We start from the raw sequence: 15,993 nt of genomic DNA on the forward strand, positions 1-15,993 counted from the left end.
CCCAAGTCTGGAGACACGCGCGAAAACGCACCCCTTTGCGATCAGCTCGCCGCGCGACGGTCAGGAGGCCGGTGGCTCGGCGAAGGCGATCTCCGGTGAGCCGCCGTGCTCGAACGGCAGCACGAAGCGGCGCGGCCACGACAGCACGCTCTCCAGCCAGCCCGCCCCCATCGTCTGCCCCACGTGCCTGGTCCTGGCCGAGGACTCCACGCCGATCGCGACCGTCACGATGTCGCGCTGCACGCTCTCGTGCTCGTCGTCCCCGAGGATCACCCGCCAGGCCAGCGCCCGGTTGTGGTCCACCTCCATCGACAGCGGGTGGTGGCGCAGCGCCTTGGCCCGGTGGCCGAGCAGCTCGGGCTCGACGGAGCCGGGGCCGGTGCCGCCCGGCTGGCGGAACAGGGCGTACTCCATGGGGGGCGCGGGGCTGCGCAGGTTCGGGGCCGGCTGGCCGTACGGGAAGAGCCTGTCCACCTCGTGCAGCCAGCGCACCTGCGGGATGACCCACGAGGCGCCGGGGCGTTCGCCCCCGCTGTCGACGCCGGCCAGCAGCCGGGTGGCGGTCTCGGCGGCCTTCTCCGTCAGCAGGGCCGGGTCGAACCACGTGCGCAGGGACCAGGCGCGCCGCTGCACCGAGCGCTCGATCAGGGTGGCGAGCAGGCATTCGCGGCGCCGCGCCGGCAGGTCGGCCCAGGCGGCCGACAGGGCGCGCGGCACGCCCGGCAGCGGCCGGTTGCCGACGAAGGCCAGCACGACCGTGTCGCACCAGATGCGCAGCCACGCCCACTCGGCCGCGCCGGCCAGCACGTCGGCCTCGCGCAGCTCCACCAGCGTGCACGCCTGCCCCGTACGGCACTGCGCCCCGCAGGCAGCCGAGCGGCGGCCCCGGATGGGCGGCGGCGGCCCCGGCAGCGCCTTCTCCCTGGACTCCCCGAGCGGCACGCGCACCCGCAGCGGCCGGTCCATCCCGTCGGCGAACACGGCGGCCGAGCCCGGCTGCAGCGAGACCACGTGGCGGGACTGCTCGTCGCTGAGGTTCATGGCGGCGCCGACGAGCTGCCTGTCGTCCTCGGCGGGCAGCCGGTGCACGACCTTCAGCGCCGTGTTCTTCACGACGTCGGAGACGAGCTTGGTGGGGATCTGCTCGGCCACCACGATGCCCTCCCCGTACGCCCTGATCTCGGCGAGCATCCCGGCCAGCAGCTCCACGGCGTGGGTGGAGGCCCGGCCGTGGCCGCGGTCGCGCAGCAGCCGGTGCGCCTCCTCGATCACGATGACGTGGCGCAGCTCGGCGGAGCGCTCCCGCCTGGCGCGCATGCGCAGGTGCTCGACGATCCGGATGATCAGGGTGCCCATGAGGAACGCCTTGTCCTCGTCGTTGGCCACGTCCTCGATGGCCAGCACGACCTGGCGTTCCAGCAGGCCGCCGATGTCGGCGGGGTGGCCGCCCTCGAAGAAGCGCCCGGCGGAGCCGACGCGCAGCGAGCGCAGCCGCAGCGAGATGAAGCCCTCGACGTCCGCCTGCACCTCGCGGCCGTAGCCGATCTCCTTGATGACGTCCATCGCGTGCTGCTGGAGCTGTTCGAGGGTGGGGACGCTGGGCGGGACGTTCGAGCCCGGCACGGCGCCGCCGGTGACCACGTCCCAGCCGGTCGCCTCGTAGACGCGCTGCAGCGCCAGCGACATGATCTGCGGGAACGGCTCCTCGGCGTCGAACGCGGCCATGAACAGCGCCCTGACCATGTCGATGTGCGCCTGGACGGGGTAGCCCGGCTCGGGTTCGAGCGGGTTGACGCTGAACGGCACGCCGTCGGGCGCCGACGGGTTGATCACGGTGACGGGCTCGTCGACGCGGCCGGCCATGGCGGCGTACTCCGACTTGGCCGGCTCGATGGCCAGCCACGGGATGCGGGCCCTGCTGAGCTGCTCCAGCAGGTGCCGCACGGTCTGGGACTTGCCGGAGCCGGTCGCGCCCGTGACGAACGCGTGCCGGTTCAGCGTGGCCAGCGGCACCCGGAACGTGCCGACCCCCCGGTCCTGGCCGTCGAGGATCTCGCCGAGCTCCAGCTCGCCCCCGTCGGCGCCCTCGTCGGACTCCGACGTCACGTCGAAGAAGCCCGAGTCGAGCACGCGCACGCCGGGCACCTCCCGCCTGGGCAGCCCGGCCAGCGCGGCCAGCGCCCCCGCGGTGGCCGCGAAGGGGGCGGCGGCGCCGTCGGCCGGGTCCTGCATGGTGATGGCCAGGGCCTCCGGCAGCGAGTAGGCGGCGCCGTGCGTGCTGCGCAGCCGGTACGGGTGCTGGCTCATCTCGACGGACCCGACGAGCACGGGCGCGATCTGCCGCAGCTCGTCGGCCGTGGCCCCGCCGGCCAGCACCCGCACGTTCCACAGGCCCGCCTCGCGGAAGGCGTCCAGCTCCTGCATGCGGCGCTCGGCCCGCTCGGCGTCGAAGCGCGAGCGCTCGGAGGCGTCGCCGTACTGCCGCAGCACGTTGAGCTGCGTACGCAGGTGCGCCACCTCGGCGTCGAGCAGGTCCGTCGGCTCGGCCACGACCAGCCAGGCGAACGGCCGCGACATCAGCGTCACCAGCGTCGACTCGAACAGCGTGGGCCGCTTGAGCTCGTCCGGGTCGAACTCGCGTCCCTTGCTGCCCAGCGGCGGCGCCTGCCGCCCCGGGCACGGCGTCCACACCAGGTCGGCCAGGTCGGCCAGGTACTCCTGGTTCAGCCGCACCCCGCGCGCTCCGCCCGGGAACAGCAGCGGCTGCGGCCCGCTCGGGGCGTCGGGCAGGTCCGTGGACCTGCGTGGCTGCCGCGGCGGCGACAGCGGGCCGGCGTTGGTGATGAGTTCGAGCGGCGCACCCGAGCCCCGCGACAACCATCCGATGACGAACGGCCGGTCGCGCTGCGCCGCCGACAGCACCGCGGGAAGCACAGTGACGAAATCCCACTCCGCCGACGAGCTTCGCGAGGGTGCTGCGATCGACTGAATTCGATACCAGGGCCCGCTCAGCGAGACACTCGGCTGCATTTCAATCCCCCACAGACGGTTCTTTGTTAAATTCCGCCAACCGTCAGCTCATCACCTCGACATTGACCATGTCATTGCCTGCCCTTGCGCCAGTCCAGGCGTGGCGGTGGTGGCCCGAGGTTCGGCGGCGGCTCTCCGTTGCCGTCGCCGGCCCGGGCGTCGAGTGCCAGCACGGCCTCGCGCACGTCCTCCAGCTCGCCCAGCGTGGTCTTGGGGAAGGTGAGGATGGCCGGGTTCGCGTCCGCCAGGCGTACCCGGCGGCCGTCCGCGGTGGCGTCCGTGACGATCACGGACGTCGTGGGGAGCTGCTGGAGCTGGTGCGGCTCGACGAGGAACTCGCGCGAGCGTTGCAGCACCCGCTCCTTCTCCGAGATCTTGTCGGCGGTCCTGCCCCACTCGGTGGACTCGGTGATGTCCTCCGCCAGGTCCGTGTGGTCGCCGTCGCGTTCCTCCCGCTCGTCCTCGACCTGGGAGATCGTGGAGGTGTAGCCGCCGTCGAGGCCCGGCAGCGACTCGCTGATCGTCTCGGTGAGCTGGGCCAGCTCCAGCCGGTGCTCGGTGCCGACGTGCTCGCTGGCGACCCGCGCGTCCTCGGCGTTGCCGAGCCGCATGAACGCGACCGCGGCGTGTCCCCTGCCGAGCCGCTCCCGCACGGTCGGGGTCAGGGAGCGGTACGTCAGGACGAGCCCGGTACGGGAGGTCTCGCAGGCGTCCATCAGCCGGTCCAGCACGTCGCCCCTGAGCTTGTCCGCCCCCGCCACGATGATCGTGTGGTACCAGGGCCGGTCGGAGGAGGGCGACTGGCGCAGGATGTGGGTCAGGGCGGTGGCCACGTACGTGCCGAGCACCCGGTTGCCGAACACGCCGGCCTGCCGGTCCATGCTCACCACCCGGAGCCGGGCGGGCGGCAGCCGTACGGCCTGCGTGCCGAGCGTCTCCAGCTTGCGCAACTGCGACTCCAGCGCCCAGGCCCGCTCGATCACCACCCGGTCGCTCACGCCGCGCCCGAACAGCGTGCCGATGCGTTCGAGCTGGGAGGCGGTTATCAACCCGAACCGCAGGTCGTCGCGCGGGTCGCCCACCTGCGCCAGTGCCCGCAGCGCGGCGGTGACCTGGCTGATCGTGGCGTTCTCCCCGAGCACCTCCAGCACCCGCTCCAGGATCGCGTTGTCGAAGCTGAGGTCGCGGGTGCTGCGCTGCTCCTCGCTCACGCTCACCACGTGCGCCAGCACGTCCGCGAACGCCTCAGGCTTGAGCGTGGCGCCCAGGTCGAGCCGGGGCAGATCGACGGGCAGCACCCAGACCAGCGGGTCGTCGCCGCCCTTGCGGGCCAGCTCGATGAGGTCCTTGGCGATCGCGCCCTCCGACAGGTCCAGCACGGTCAGGTGCCCGCCGCTGTAGAGCCGGGTGGCGCCGAGCAGCGTGACCAGCGCGGACCAGCCCGGTAAGGTGCCGCCTGCCACGTCGATGCGGTCGAGCTCGTCGGGCACCGCGACCGCGTACCAGGTGAGCTGCCTGTCGTGGCGCTCCTTGGACTCCTGCCACTCGCGGTAGCGCTGGGCGTGCTCCTCCTGGGCACGGAACAGGTCCTTGTCGCGGTTCCTGCGCTGCCGTTCGTTTCTGGCCTGCTGCTCCAGCACCCGGTACCTGACCGCCCGGTCCCCCTGCAGCAGCGCGTAGCTGAGGATGGCCGCCACGCCGCCGGCGGCGACCAGCGCGACCAGCGCGAAGGACCAGGCCAGGTAGCCGGCCAGGGCGACGGCCAGGATCACCACGGTCAGGGCCAGCATGAACATGCGCAGGAACCGGACCGGCCGGTTGAGCATGTCCTCCTGCATCCGCTCGCGGCGCAGCAGCTCCTGCTCGGCGGGGTCGGGCTCGTCCGGCGACTCCTCGGCGGGCGAGGGGCGTTTGGGCGGGGGGCCGGGGTCCGGGTGCAGCAGGATGTACTGCCAGCCCAGGTAGATGCGGTCCGCCTGGAGCTGGGCATGCTCGGGATGCACGTCCGCCACGTGACCCTCCGGCCGCCGATATGTCATGAGGAGTGGGGGTCAGCCCTTTCCGCTCCGTGACAGCGTATGAGTTACAAGCGCTATAGCGGCAGGGTTCTCGGCAATTCGACCGGTCCGATGGGAGCATTGCGGCAGATGGGACAAGCGAGACCTATTACCATCCTTACCCATGACGGAACCCTCCGGCGGCAGCACTGACAAGCCCAGACGCCCGGTAGTGGTGCCCGCGATCGCCCTGGTGGCGCTCGCTGCCATTGGGATCACCGCTCTCCTGGGCGGCCTGAACGAGCGGCCGGATCCAGCGCCGCCCCAGCTCAAGCCCGGACAGGTGCTGGATCAGGGGCGGTTCGACACCCAGTTCGTCGAATCCAAGATCACTCTACAACCTGCCGAGAACGACTTCGCCGAGGACAAGCGGTTCCTCGACGTGATCTTCAAGGTGACGAACAAGACCGACGAGACCATCAGCGTGGGCAGCCTGCCCTCGGGCAAGAGCGACGGCTGGAACTTCGGGGCCACGCTGCTGAGGATGACGCCGGCGATCAAGTCCAAGAGCGGGGCCGAGCTCTTCGTCTCCTCCCACGGCGGCAAGTACGCGCAGCTGCATCCCGGAATTCCGTCCACCGTGGTGGCGCGCTACGAGCTGGAGGGCTCGGCACAGCCCCCCGAGCAGGTCAGCTACGACCTCGGCAAGTACGAGCTGCTGACGAACGCCCTGGAGGACGCCTCCGAGTGGTTCCTCGAGAGCGAGCAGGATCCGCTCACGGAAGAGGACAAGACCACGGTCGTCGCCAAGGTCACTCTTCCGGTCGAGTCACAGGGGGCGTGATGACCGCGACTCAGGAACGCGGCGTCGCGCCGCGCGGAGGGCGCTCCCGGAGGCAGGCCGCCCGGCGGGAGCGCGGGTCCGGGGCGCTGCACCTCGTGGTGGGGCTGCTGCTGGCCGCCGGGGCGGTGGGGATCCAGTCCCTGGACATGTCGGGCGACGATCACAGCATGCCGCTCACGTACACGGGGGCGAAGGGGGAGGACGTCGACGCGGGCCGCTTCGCCGTCCGGGTGGAGAAGGTGTCCTCGGCCAGGACCCTCGAGGCCGACGGCAAGACCATCGCGACGGATCAGCTCTTCCTGGTGGTCGAGGCCGCGGCCACCGTGCCGAAGAAGCCGCTGCACCTGGGCGAGGCCGAGCTGCTCACCGCCGACGGCAAGAAGTTCGTGGCGAGCGACAAGGTCGACAAGATGGACACGCTGGCGTACCCGTGGATCCAGCCGGGGTGGTGGGCGAAGGGCAGGTTCGTCTTCGAGGTGCCGGCCACGGCGCTGCCGGGGGCGCAGGCCGTCTTCACGCTGCCGGTCAGCGGGCTCTACTCCGAGCCACTGCCGCCGGAGGCGCAGGTCGACCTCGGCATCGACGAGGCCGCCGCCAAGCAGCTCGGCTCCGCTCCCGCGGAGGTCTTCGACCTGGACGAGAAGAAGTAAGGCCATGAGCCAGAACGAATCGAACCGCGACTGGTTCGCGCCGCCTTCCGGCCAGCCGTCCCAGTCGGAGGACACCGTTCCGCACCCCGCTGTTCCGGCCCACGATGACGGGCGACCGGCGTACGGGCAGCCGCCCCAGGAGCAGGGGCCGACGCAACCGCACCATCAGGTTCACGACCAGGGGCCGACACAGCCGCACCACCAGCCGTACCACCAGGCCCAGGACCAGGGGCCGACACAGCCGCACTACCAGCCCCAGCACGGCAGCCCCACGCAGCCGCATCCGCGGCCCGCGCCGCCCGGCCGGCCGCCGCGCCGGCCGCAGCCCGACCAGCCGGGCCAGGCCGCACAGCCGGGCCAGGCACAGCCGGGCCAGGCCGCACAGCCAGGCCACCCCGCACAACCCCCGCATCAGCCGCAGCACCCCCAGCCCGGACAGTCGGCGCAGGCCCCGTACCGGCCGCAGCACGGGCAGGCCACGCAGCCCACGCAGCCCCTGCAGCAGCCCCGATTCGACCAGGGGCCGCGATTCGACCAGCAGCCGCCGCAGAGCGGTGGCCAGGCGGCTCGCCGGCCGGTGCCGCGGCGGCAGCCGCCTCGGACCGACCCGTTCGCGCCCCGGCGCGGCGCCCAGCCGGACCAGCAGGTCTGGCCGCCCGCCGGTCAGCCGGGGTTCCGCAACGGCTCCACCCAGCCCATCCCGGTCGTTCCCGCGGCAGGCCCGATGTCACCACCCTCCGGCGGGCAGCCGGGCCAGGGCGGCGAGCACCCCGGCCGGAGCGCGCACGGCATGGTCACGCCCGCGAGCCCCGCGCAGGACGAACCCGAGACGGCCTCGTCCGCCACGCCACCGCCGCCCTCCGACGGGGCGGCGGAGGGACAGGCCGCTCCGCCGCCGCGCCGTCCGCGCACGGTCATGCTGGGCGTGAGCGCGATCGTCGCGCTCCTGGTCGGGATCGGCGCGCCGACCGTGGACGCGTACCTCTTCTACCGCAGCGGCCAGCCCGCCGACATCGAGCACGTCGTGGACGCCGGCAAGGAGATGACGTTCGAGCACGTGGCGTGGAAGGCCCGGATCGAGACCATGGATCCGCCGCAGACCACCGCGCCGGACAGGCAGTGGCTGAAGATCACCATCACCAGGAAGGGCGTCGACGAGACGGGCATCAGGCTCACCGCCAAGCCGGAGCTGGAGCTGCGGGACCGCACGGACCGCACCTGGCAGGTGCAGGTCGCGGAGGACAACGTCGCGCTCGACGAGGACGCCGAGGTGGGCAAGGCCTACACCTACACCGCCGTCGCCGTCGTGCCGAAGGCGGTGGCCGGCCAGGTCGAGTTGCGCCTGCGGCCGAACACCACCTACCGCTCGGACACGCCGACGGACAAGCTGTTCGCCGTCCCGACGGACCCCGCGCAGCAGGAGAAGGCCAAGCACAAGGACGTGCTGGTGTTCAGGCGGTGATGTCCTCGCCGCGCAGGCGTGCCCTGGTCGCCGCGATGTCGAACGCCGCGGCCAGCACGCAGTAGGACAGGCAGGTCGTCAGCAGGTTCCCGACGAACGTCACGGGCTTGCCGAGCACCAGCCACATGAACTCGATGTCGGAGCCGATCAGCGTGCGCACGCCCCTGTCCAGGTATTCGACTCCGATGTGGACGCCCACGTACAGCAGGCACATGAAGCCGAACAGCGCCATGCCGCCGCGGAAGGTGATCCGGAAGGCGTTGACCACGGGCACCCAGCGGTCCCTCCAGCCGCCGACGACCCGGTCCACCGCGCGCTGGGTGATGTCGTGGCTGCCTTCCAGCTTGTCCATGCCCCGCTCCAGGCGGGTGCCGCGCACGGCGCGGCGGGTGTCGTCGACGGAGGCGCCGAAGACCAGCACGGCGATCGCCAGCCAGGTGAGCGGCACGACCAGCGCGTCGATGACATGCGGCCAGACGGCCCCGACCCAGTCCCAGAACGCCTTCCAGCCCGGCACCGTCTCCTGCGCGTGCTTCCAGGCCTCGGTGGCGCTGCTCACGACGGCTCGGTGCTGGGTCCAGTCCCCGCGCAGCTCCGTGAAGGTGAAGATGGCGTTCAGGCCGCAGAACACGAACGAGAACTCGGCGAACGCGGCGGCGACACCGGCGTACTTCCCCGAGCCTTTCTCGACCAGGTTCGAGAAGAGCATCCGCAGTCCGAAGGTCACCACCATGGCGCCCAGGGAGACCCGCCAGTCCAGGCCGACCAGGCCCAGCCCGTACGTGGCCTTCTCGTCGGTGCCGTTGGCGATGTTGTTGAGAATCGAGGTGTAGAAGTTGTCGTCCAGGTTGTGGAACTTGTCCATCGCGAGGAAGTCGCCGGCGTCCCGGTAGTACAGCTCCCAGGCCAGGTAGATGACCGCGAAGGCGGGGGCCACCCGGTTGAGCGAGACCCAGAACCTCTCGTCCTCCTGCCCGTCCTGCCTGCGTGCCCGCGTCTCCCACAGGACCTCGCGCAGTGACAGGAACATGCCGGTGACGACGGTCATGGAGATGAGGATCACCATGGTGACCAGCACCAGGGTGGCGACCAGCCGGGCCTGCCACCAGGAGCCGTGCGAGATCTCGGTGGCGATGTAGAGCACCACCCAGCGTGCCAGCTCACCTGCCGAGAACCACAGGATCAGCGGCAGCGCGCACTTGCCTGCCAGGCGGAGCGCGTGCAGGGGCAGCGAGTACGGCGACGGCATCCGCTGAGCCGGCGTTGGCCCAGGTCGTGGGGGTGCCGTCACACCTGTCGATCCGGACATCTGTGGAATCGTATCGGTCTGTCCCTTGCGACGCAGCCGCACCATGGCAAAAGCGTTACTCTCCGCAGATCGATCATGAACACGCGGCGATCATGAAGGGCGGTTCCGGCCTCTGCGCCGCGTCTCCGGACGCGACGCGCGGCCCCGCGACGAATCGAGGAGCGCGGCCCACACGCTGGTCGGATGTGCGGCAATATGGCGGTATGGAGCCGCAGCCCGCACTCGACACCGATCCGCGCGTGGTTGGAGATCGTCTGCGGCGGCTGCGCCAGGCGCGCGGCGTCTCGCTCTCCGAGCTCGCCAAGCGCGCCGGCATCGGCAAGGCCACGCTGTCGGGCGTGGAGACCGGCACGCGCAACCCCACCCTGGAGACGCTCTGGGCGATCACCGCGCAGCTCGGGGTGCCGATCGGGGCCATCCTCGACGCGCCGCCCGAGCCGCAGATCATGCGGGGCACCGCCATCGAGGCCGAGCTGCTCGAGGTGTTCGAGGACGATCGCGTCACCTACGAGCTCTACCGCGTGCGCATCCCGCCCGGGCTCACCCAGACCTCGCCCGCGCACCACGAGGGGGTCAGCGAGCACGTCACGGTCTTCACCGGCACCCTCAGCGCGGGGCCCATCGACGAGCCGCTCACGGCCGGGCCCGGTGACCACATCTCGTGGGTGTCGGACGTGCCGCACGGCTACCGGGCGCACGGGCCGGACGTGGTGCGGGCCACGCTCCTCATGCGCTACCCGACCAAGCCCGTCTGAGCCCGTCTGAGCCCGTCTGAGCCCGTCTGAGCCCGGTACGCCCGGCACCTCCGGCGGAGGCCCGCTACGCCGGGACGTCCTGGGCCGGGCGGCAGGTGCGGCACGGCCGGTAGCCCGCGGCCCGTGCCTGGGCGAGGCTGCGGAAGCCGTGCCGGTGCGCGGCCGTGATGCGCCGCGCGTTGTGGCAGGTCGGGAAGCACACCACGCCGGTCGTGTCGCTGGCCAGGTAGAACACCCGCTCCCCCGCCAACGCCCGCAGCCGGTCCAGGTCCACCCCCTCCTCCACCAGCAGCCGCTCCTTGGCCGGCGAGCCGAACACGTAGTCGCCCACCATCCCGTCCGACCGGGTGACCCGATGGCACGGGATGAGCAGGGGCACCGGGTTACGCCCGAGCGCGGTCCCGACGGCCCGTACGGCCTTGGGGCTGCCGACGCGGGCGGCGATCCACGAGTAGGGGCGGACCTCGCCGCGCGGGATCTCCCGCGCCGCCTCCAGGACCGCGCGCTGGAAGGGGCTCAGCCCGCGCAGGTCGAGCCGCAGCCCCGACAGGCGGCCGGTGCGCAGAGCGGGCAGCAGCCCGGCGGGCGGGCGGGCGGCGGGCAGCAGCGGGCGGCCGAAGCGCTCCCTGAACGCCTCCGCGAAGCCCTCTCCCGCGTGCACGTAGGCCACACCCTGATCGGTGTACGCCACCGCCAGCTCCCCGATCGGCGCCGGCACGCGGACCCACCGGGCCGCGATCCGTTCGAGCAGGCTCTCCGGCGGCTCCACGGCGAGTGCCGCGAGTCCGGTGAGCAGGGGATCCTGAGTCATCGGGCACCTCCTAGTGCGCGTAGCCGCTTCAGCCCCCGCGACACGTGCGACTTGACCGTCCCCTGGGGGATCTTCAGCACGGTGGCGATCTCGCTGACCGGCAGGTCCACGACGTGCCGCAGCACGACCGCGGCCCGCTGCTCGTCGGGGAGCTGCCCCAGCAGCGCGGCCAGCTCGTCGCCGGTCTCACGGCGGACCGCGGCCGCCTCGACGCCTTCGCCGGGGTCCGCGCCGTCCACCGGCTCCTCGACCAGGTCGGTCGGCGGCCTGCGGGACTTGGCGCGGGCGCAGTTGCGCCAGACGTTCATGAGGATCGTCATCAGCCAGGCCCGCGGCTGCAGCTCGGCGACGCGCTCGGGCGAGTATCCGGACAGGGCCCGGTAGGCCCGCAGGAACGCCTCCGCCGTGTAGTCCTCGGCGTCGGCCCAGCGCCCGCTCAGCCGCAGCGCGGTCGAGAAGACCAGGCCGCGATAGGCGCCGTACAGCTCGGCGAAGCCCTCGTCGAGGTCGTCGAGCAGCGCCTTGCGCACCGGGTCGGGACAGTCGGTTTCAGCCACGTTCTCTACAACACCGCAAGGCGGCGTCCGGTTGCACGACGGCACCGCGAAGCCGGTGCCCGGTCACACGCGAAGGGCCCGCGTTCCCCGGAAGGGGAACGCGGGCCTCCACGCAGGTGCTCAGACGGCCACCGCGAGCTGGGCGACCTCGCCCAGCTTGGCTTCCACCTGCACGTCCCTGGTGACGCCGCCGCCCGCGATGATGCGGACGGTCCAGTCGCCGGGAGCGGCGAAGAAGCGGAAGACGCCGTCCTCGGAGACCACGACCTCGCCGGTGAACTCGCCGGAGTGGTCGAGCAGTCGCGCGTACGCCGTGCCGGCGCCGGTCACGACGCCCTGGATCACGGCCTGGTTGGTCAGATCGATCCCGGCGGGCAGCGCGACGGTCTGCTCCGGCGCGCCGCAACCCTGTGCTGCAGCCGACATCAGCGGGCCTCCCCCAGCTCGATCGGCACGCCCACGAGCGAGCCGTACTCGGTCCACGAACCGTCGTAGTTCTTCACGTTGGACTGCTCCAGCAGCTCGTGCAGCACGAACCAGGTGTGCGCCGAGCGCTCACCGATGCGGCAGTAGGCGATGGTGTCCTTGCCGAAGTCGACGCCGGCCTCCTGGTAGAGGGAGCGCAGGTCGTCGTCGGACTTGAAGGTGCCGTCGTCGTTCGCGGCCTTGGACCACGGGATGTTGCGGGCGGTGGGCACGTGGCCGCCGCGCTGGGCCTGCTCCTGCGGGAGGTGGGCGGGGGCGAGCAGCTTGCCGGTGAACTCGTCGGGCGAGCGCACGTCGACCAGGTTGAGCTTGCCGATGGCGGACACCACGTCGTCGCGGAAGGCGCGGATCGCGGTGTCCTGCTCCTGGGCGACGTACTGGGTCTTGGCCCGCTGCGGCACGTCCTTCACCAGCTCGCGCGAGTCGAGCTCCCACTTCTTGCGCCCGCCGTCGAGCAGCTTCACGTTCTCGTGGCCGTACAGCTTGAAGTACCAGTACGCGTAGGCGGCGAACCAGTTGTTGTTCCCGCCGTACAGCACCACGGTGTCGTCGTTGGCAATGCCGCGGTCGGACAGCAGCGCCTCGAAACCGGTCTTGTCCACGAAGTCGCGGCGCACCGGGTCCTGCAGGTCGTTACGCCAGTCGACCTTCACGGCGCCACGGATGTGGCCCTTGTCGTAGGCGCTGACGTCCTCGTCGACCTCGACGAGGACGACTCCCGGCGTGTCGAGGTTGGCCTCGACCCAGTCGGCGTCCACCAGGGCGGCGGAGCGGCTCATTTGGATACCTCCATGTTGGCAGCGGGCAGTAGTCGGCGAATGAGCAGGTACGTTTCGCAGCCGAGGCAGAATCCGAAGGCTGCGTTGAGGAAGGCGGCGAGGAGAGCCGCGGCCGTGGCCACGAGGGCCAGCGGGGTGATCCCGGCGGCGAACCCGACCAGGCCGACGACCGCGAAGGCCAGCCCTACCCCCTGGGCGAAGCGGGGCGGACGGGCGTCCTCGGTCTCCGTTGGATCGCTCCTTACGAGCATCTTGAAGAGCATCGCGTACGGCGAGCGCCGGTGCGCCCCGAGCGCGAAGACCACCGCCTGGGCGGCGAGCAGCCAGAAGCTCTCCGTCACCAGGACGGAGGCCAGGACCAGGGTGGTGATGGCCGCGCCGAAGCGCAGCGCTCTAGGATCGGCACGCATCGCGGGATGCTCCTGAAGGGTCGATTGGGGCGGATCACTAGTCCGCGCGAGATCGTCCTCAGGCAGCGCGACAGAGCGCGGTGGCGACGCGGCAGAAATCAACCGCGCGCCGCTTCGTCAGCAGCTCTGTCGATGGGTTCATGGCGACGACACTACTCGGCGTCTCGTCATCTGTCACATCTCGTCCGGTTGGTGAGACAACTTGTGAGACGGCTCACAGTCATGACTCCGGTACGGCGGCCGCCAGAGCGGCCAGGACGTCGGCCTTGCGCGGCTGCCCCGCGGCCTTCTTGACGATGCCGCCCGCCGCGTCGAGCACGAGCACGGTGGGTGTGCGGGTGATGCCGAGCCTGCGTACGAGGTCGAGCCGGGACTCGGCGTCGATCTCGACGTGGCTGACCCCTGGCACGAGCGCGCTCACGTCGGCCAGGACACGCCGGGTGGCCCGGCACGGCTGGCAGAACGCGGTCGAGAACTGCACCAGGGTGGCCCTCTCCCCCAGCCTCGAGCCGAGGTCGTCGGCGGACAGCCGGTCGCCGCCGGCTTCGTGCACGCGTCCGTCGCGGCGCAACCGGACCACCCCGATCACCGTTCCGAGCGCCAGCGTCGCCAGCGCCACCCACAAGCCTGTCATCCTCTGGTGCAACCGCGCGTCAGGGTCGTTCACTTCCCTCGGGTCTTCGGCGGCACGGGAACCTCGACGAGCGGGTTCCCTGCCGTGTCCACGATCTCGAACCTGGCGATCTCCTTCAGGCTCATCCCCGTCCGGAAGCGGAGGATCTTCCCGGTCTCGTAGTCGGCACGCCGCACGACCCAGCTGTCCGAGCGCTCCTGCCGCCCGTCCACGCCGACCACCACGACCCGGCAGCCGGTGCCCACCGGCACCCCGGTGACCTGTACGCCGAGCTCCGCGCCCGTGGCCGCCGGCCGGACGAGCACGGTGGCGTAGTACTCCGCGGCCTCGTTCTTGCCGGGGAACGCGACCTCGTCCACCACCTTGGCCGGCTTCCGGCTGGGCCGGATCTGGGCGTCCGTGGCGCTCTGGGGGGCCGGGCTCTGGGAGGCCTCCGCGGCGCCGCGGGAGTCCTCGGCGAGGCTCCGGGAAGCGTCCGCCGAGCTCTGCGGCCTGGCCTTCGGCACGAAGCCCTCGTCCCGCATGACCTCGGGGGCCTGCGACGCGGCGGACGCCGGGGTCCGCGCCGCCGTCGTCCGCTCTCCTGAACCGGTCTGGATCGCCGTCCACACCGTGCCGCCCACCACCAGCACCGCCGCCGCCGCGACCAGGGACATCAGGGCGCGGCCCCGCCTGGTCCGCTTGACGCGGTCGTTCAGCAGCCTGTCGAGCACCTGGCGCGGCGGGCTGGCCACCAGCTCCACGTCGCGCTCCGACACCTTGCCCAGGAACGCGCCGACGCCCTCCAGCTCCAGCAGCTCGGCGCCGCACGCCTCGCAGGTCGCCAGGTGGTGGTCGAGCTCCACCGCCTCTTCCGGATCGAGCGCGCCCAGGGCGTGCGCCCCCAGCGAGATCCGGACCTCCTCGCACGTCATCACGGTGCCAGCCCCCGTTCCTCGAGCGCCAGCTTGAGCGCGCGCAACGCGTAGTACGTGCGGGACTTCACCGTGCCCGGCGGTATGCCCAGCGTCGCCGACGCCTCCTTCACCGATCGCCCCCGGTAGTAGACCTCCAGCAGCACCTCCCGGTGCTCGGCCCGCAGCGCGGCCAGCGCCTCGGCCACGGCCCACGACTCGACCGCGCGCTCCAGCTCGTCGTCGGCCGGCAGGACCGCCAGCGCCTCGTCGCCGGTCTCCGGCGGCCTGGCCTTCCTGGCGCGATGCTGGTCCACGACGAGATTACGGGCCACCGTGAACAGCCACGCGCGGATGGGCCTGCCGGACATCGCCTCGGGATGCCGCCAGGCCCGCAACAACGTCTCCTGCACGACGTCCTCGGCCCGCCCGGAGTCACCGGTCAGGCGCAGAACGTAGCCGTAGAGGGGCCCGGCGTGCTCGTCGAAGAGGGTCTTCACAAGTTCCTCGTCGGCGGTCCCGGCTGTGCTCACGGGCCCTCCTGCGTCGGGTCCGTGAGCCTGCTGCTGCGCCGGTCGGCTCGCTCGCTCTGGTCGCTCACGCCCCTCTTCACGTACGCCGGGAGCGAGCGGTTCAATCTCATCCACGGATCGGCACGTCAGCCGCCTCGGCCGAGAACTCCAGGCCGTCGGCCACGCTCTTGACCCCGGTCACCTTCACGTCGAAGGGCAGCTTGCCCTGGAACGGGATGGTGTAGGAGACCAGCCGGGCGACCTGGTCGGGCACGCCCTCGATCTTCTCCGCCTGGATCTTGATCCCTCCGTCGGCGAGCTCGACCCGCATCTCGGCGTTGAACCGCACCTTGTTCGCCCCCATCGTGACCTCGCCCGACGCGGTGAGCCGCCGCCCGTTCCCGCCGATCTTGACGCCCTGCGGGGCGTACTTGTCGATCGTGGCCCTGGTGAGGGTGCCGCTGATGGCCACGCGACCGGCCCGGATGTCGGGTCTGTTCTGGATGATGTCGGCCAGGGGGGCCGTCACGTCGTAGGCGGCGCCCCGCAGGTTCCTGACCGGCACGTCGCCGTACGTGAACGTGCCGAGATCGAACCGTACCTCCGGATAGTGCCCGGAGACGGCCTGAGTGAGAAAGGGGATGCCCTCAATGGTCACGGTCGGCGTGCCGGAGAGGTCGGCCGTCGCCGCGATGCGGTTGGCCAGATCGCGCTCGACGCCGGCCACGGCGACCCGATCGACGGCGACAAGGAGAATGCCGAGCACGATCAGAAAGACGATCAGCTTGCGCATGGAGCTCCCTGTCTCGAGCGGGGGATCAAGAGACTACCGACTGGCATCCTCATTCCCCCGCAAAGCACTCA

The 15,993-nt window shown here is 71.6% G+C and carries 17 protein-coding genes; 4 read left to right on the top strand and 13 right to left on the bottom strand.

Annotated elements, in window-relative coordinates; all coding sequences use genetic code 11:
* Positions 1-60 precede the first annotated feature (60 nt).
* Positions 61-2,934, bottom strand: coding sequence for an ATP-binding protein (locus AB0I79_RS52385; RefSeq protein ID WP_357891093.1), 2,874 nt, complete (start codon positions 2,932-2,934; stop codon positions 61-63).
* Between the two features lie 167 nt (positions 2,935-3,101).
* Complete coding sequence (locus AB0I79_RS52390; protein WP_357891096.1) at positions 3,102-5,042, bottom strand: hypothetical protein; 1,941 nt, start codon at positions 5,040-5,042, stop codon at positions 3,102-3,104.
* Between the two features lie 169 nt (positions 5,043-5,211).
* Between AB0I79_RS52390 and AB0I79_RS52395 the strand changes: the two genes are divergently transcribed.
* From AB0I79_RS52395 to AB0I79_RS52405, 3 genes are read left to right on the top strand one after another with little or no spacing between them, the layout of a single operon-like run.
* Positions 5,212-5,871: a hypothetical protein gene (locus AB0I79_RS52395; RefSeq protein ID WP_357891099.1), complete on the top strand. Its 660-nt coding sequence runs from the start codon at positions 5,212-5,214 to the stop codon at positions 5,869-5,871.
* Positions 5,871-6,521 carry a hypothetical protein gene (locus AB0I79_RS52400; protein WP_357891102.1) on the top strand — a complete coding sequence of 217 codons (651 nt, stop codon included), beginning with the start codon at positions 5,871-5,873 and terminating at the stop codon, positions 6,519-6,521. Before AB0I79_RS52395 ends, AB0I79_RS52400 begins: the two co-directional genes overlap by 1 nt.
* 4 nt (positions 6,522-6,525) lie before the next feature.
* Entirely contained in the window at positions 6,526-7,983 is a 1,458-nt protein-coding gene (locus AB0I79_RS52405) for a hypothetical protein (RefSeq protein ID WP_357891105.1), read from the top strand.
* On the opposite strand, the gene AB0I79_RS52410 is transcribed toward AB0I79_RS52405, so the two are convergent.
* Positions 7,973-9,232 (bottom strand): hypothetical protein, encoded by a 1,260-nt coding sequence (locus AB0I79_RS52410; protein WP_357891108.1) that lies wholly within the window; start codon positions 9,230-9,232, stop codon positions 7,973-7,975. The two genes, AB0I79_RS52405 and AB0I79_RS52410, sit on opposite strands and share 11 nt — an antisense overlap.
* A 263-nt stretch (positions 9,233-9,495) precedes the next feature.
* On the opposite strand from AB0I79_RS52410, the gene AB0I79_RS52415 reads away from it, so the two are divergent.
* Positions 9,496-10,047 (top strand): XRE family transcriptional regulator, encoded by a 552-nt coding sequence (locus AB0I79_RS52415; protein WP_276083199.1) that lies wholly within the window; start codon positions 9,496-9,498, stop codon positions 10,045-10,047.
* A gap of 64 nt (positions 10,048-10,111) precedes the next feature.
* On the opposite strand, the gene AB0I79_RS52420 is transcribed toward AB0I79_RS52415, so the two are convergent.
* From AB0I79_RS52420 to AB0I79_RS52465, 10 genes are all read right to left on the bottom strand, one after another.
* Positions 10,112-10,858: a methylated-DNA--[protein]-cysteine S-methyltransferase gene (locus AB0I79_RS52420; RefSeq protein ID WP_357891113.1), complete on the bottom strand. Its 747-nt coding sequence runs from the start codon at positions 10,856-10,858 to the stop codon at positions 10,112-10,114.
* The gene (locus tag AB0I79_RS52425) at positions 10,855-11,415 is read right to left on the bottom strand and encodes an RNA polymerase sigma factor (protein ID WP_357891116.1); all 561 of its coding nucleotides are present in this window, start codon (positions 11,413-11,415) and stop codon (positions 10,855-10,857) included. The genes AB0I79_RS52420 and AB0I79_RS52425 overlap by 4 nt, the downstream gene beginning before the upstream one ends.
* A 120-nt stretch (positions 11,416-11,535) precedes the next feature.
* The gene (locus tag AB0I79_RS52430; protein WP_185110452.1) at positions 11,536-11,841 is read right to left on the bottom strand and encodes a DUF1416 domain-containing protein; all 306 of its coding nucleotides are present in this window, start codon (positions 11,839-11,841) and stop codon (positions 11,536-11,538) included.
* On the bottom strand, positions 11,841-12,680 hold the full coding sequence (locus AB0I79_RS52435; protein ID WP_225271205.1) for a sulfurtransferase: 840 nt from the start codon (positions 12,678-12,680) through the stop codon (positions 11,841-11,843). The genes AB0I79_RS52430 and AB0I79_RS52435 overlap by 1 nt, the downstream gene beginning before the upstream one ends.
* Positions 12,677-13,090, bottom strand: coding sequence for a DUF4395 domain-containing protein (locus AB0I79_RS52440; protein WP_357891120.1), 414 nt, complete (start codon positions 13,088-13,090; stop codon positions 12,677-12,679). Before AB0I79_RS52440 ends, AB0I79_RS52435 begins: the two co-directional genes overlap by 4 nt.
* A 58-nt stretch (positions 13,091-13,148) precedes the next feature.
* On the bottom strand, positions 13,149-13,232 hold the full coding sequence (locus tag AB0I79_RS52445; protein ID WP_350668905.1) for a putative leader peptide: 84 nt from the start codon (positions 13,230-13,232) through the stop codon (positions 13,149-13,151).
* Between the two features lie 78 nt (positions 13,233-13,310).
* Entirely contained in the window at positions 13,311-13,724 is a 414-nt protein-coding gene (locus AB0I79_RS52450; RefSeq protein ID WP_357891123.1) for a thioredoxin family protein, read from the bottom strand.
* Positions 13,725-13,753: 29 nt separating this feature from the next.
* Positions 13,754-14,638 carry a zf-HC2 domain-containing protein gene (locus tag AB0I79_RS52455; RefSeq protein WP_357891198.1) on the bottom strand — a complete coding sequence of 295 codons (885 nt, stop codon included), beginning with the start codon at positions 14,636-14,638 and terminating at the stop codon, positions 13,754-13,756.
* Positions 14,638-15,150, bottom strand: a complete 513-nt coding sequence (locus AB0I79_RS52460; protein WP_357891126.1) for a sigma-70 family RNA polymerase sigma factor — start codon at positions 15,148-15,150, stop codon at positions 14,638-14,640. The genes AB0I79_RS52455 and AB0I79_RS52460 overlap by 1 nt, the downstream gene beginning before the upstream one ends.
* A gap of 106 nt (positions 15,151-15,256) precedes the next feature.
* Positions 15,257-15,922 (bottom strand): DUF2993 domain-containing protein, encoded by a 666-nt coding sequence (locus AB0I79_RS52465; protein ID WP_357891129.1) that lies wholly within the window; start codon positions 15,920-15,922, stop codon positions 15,257-15,259.
* Positions 15,923-15,993: the final 71 nt, after the last annotated feature.

The sequence above is a fragment of the Nonomuraea sp. NPDC050202 genome, from assembly GCF_040656115.1.
Taxonomy (GTDB): Bacteria; Actinomycetota; Actinomycetes; order Streptosporangiales; family Streptosporangiaceae; genus Nonomuraea.

Bases quoted from the DNA above. Each gene is read 5' to 3' on its own strand.
- AB0I79_RS52465 (WP_357891129.1), bottom strand. From the start codon at position 15,922: ATGCGCAAGCTGATCGTCTTTCTGATCGTGCTCGGCATTCTCCTTGTC.
- AB0I79_RS52455 (WP_357891198.1), bottom strand. From the start codon at position 14,638: ATGACGTGCGAGGAGGTCCGGATCTCGCTGGGGGCGCACGCCCTGGGC.
- AB0I79_RS52400 (WP_357891102.1), top strand. From the start codon at position 5,871: ATGACCGCGACTCAGGAACGCGGCGTCGCGCCGCGCGGAGGGCGCTCC.
- AB0I79_RS52440 (WP_357891120.1), bottom strand. From the start codon at position 13,090: ATGCGTGCCGATCCTAGAGCGCTGCGCTTCGGCGCGGCCATCACCACC.
- AB0I79_RS52410 (WP_357891108.1), bottom strand. From the start codon at position 9,232: ATGCCGTCGCCGTACTCGCTGCCCCTGCACGCGCTCCGCCTGGCAGGC.
- AB0I79_RS52395 (WP_357891099.1), top strand. From the start codon at position 5,212: ATGACGGAACCCTCCGGCGGCAGCACTGACAAGCCCAGACGCCCGGTA.
- AB0I79_RS52405 (WP_357891105.1), top strand. From the start codon at position 6,526: ATGAGCCAGAACGAATCGAACCGCGACTGGTTCGCGCCGCCTTCCGGC.
- AB0I79_RS52445 (WP_350668905.1), bottom strand. From the start codon at position 13,232: ATGAACCCATCGACAGAGCTGCTGACGAAGCGGCGCGCGGTTGATTTC.
- AB0I79_RS52435 (WP_225271205.1), bottom strand. From the start codon at position 12,680: ATGAGCCGCTCCGCCGCCCTGGTGGACGCCGACTGGGTCGAGGCCAAC.
- AB0I79_RS52420 (WP_357891113.1), bottom strand. From the start codon at position 10,858: ATGACTCAGGATCCCCTGCTCACCGGACTCGCGGCACTCGCCGTGGAG.
- AB0I79_RS52415 (WP_276083199.1), top strand. From the start codon at position 9,496: ATGGAGCCGCAGCCCGCACTCGACACCGATCCGCGCGTGGTTGGAGAT.
- AB0I79_RS52450 (WP_357891123.1), bottom strand. From the start codon at position 13,724: ATGACAGGCTTGTGGGTGGCGCTGGCGACGCTGGCGCTCGGAACGGTG.
- AB0I79_RS52430 (WP_185110452.1), bottom strand. From the start codon at position 11,841: ATGTCGGCTGCAGCACAGGGTTGCGGCGCGCCGGAGCAGACCGTCGCG.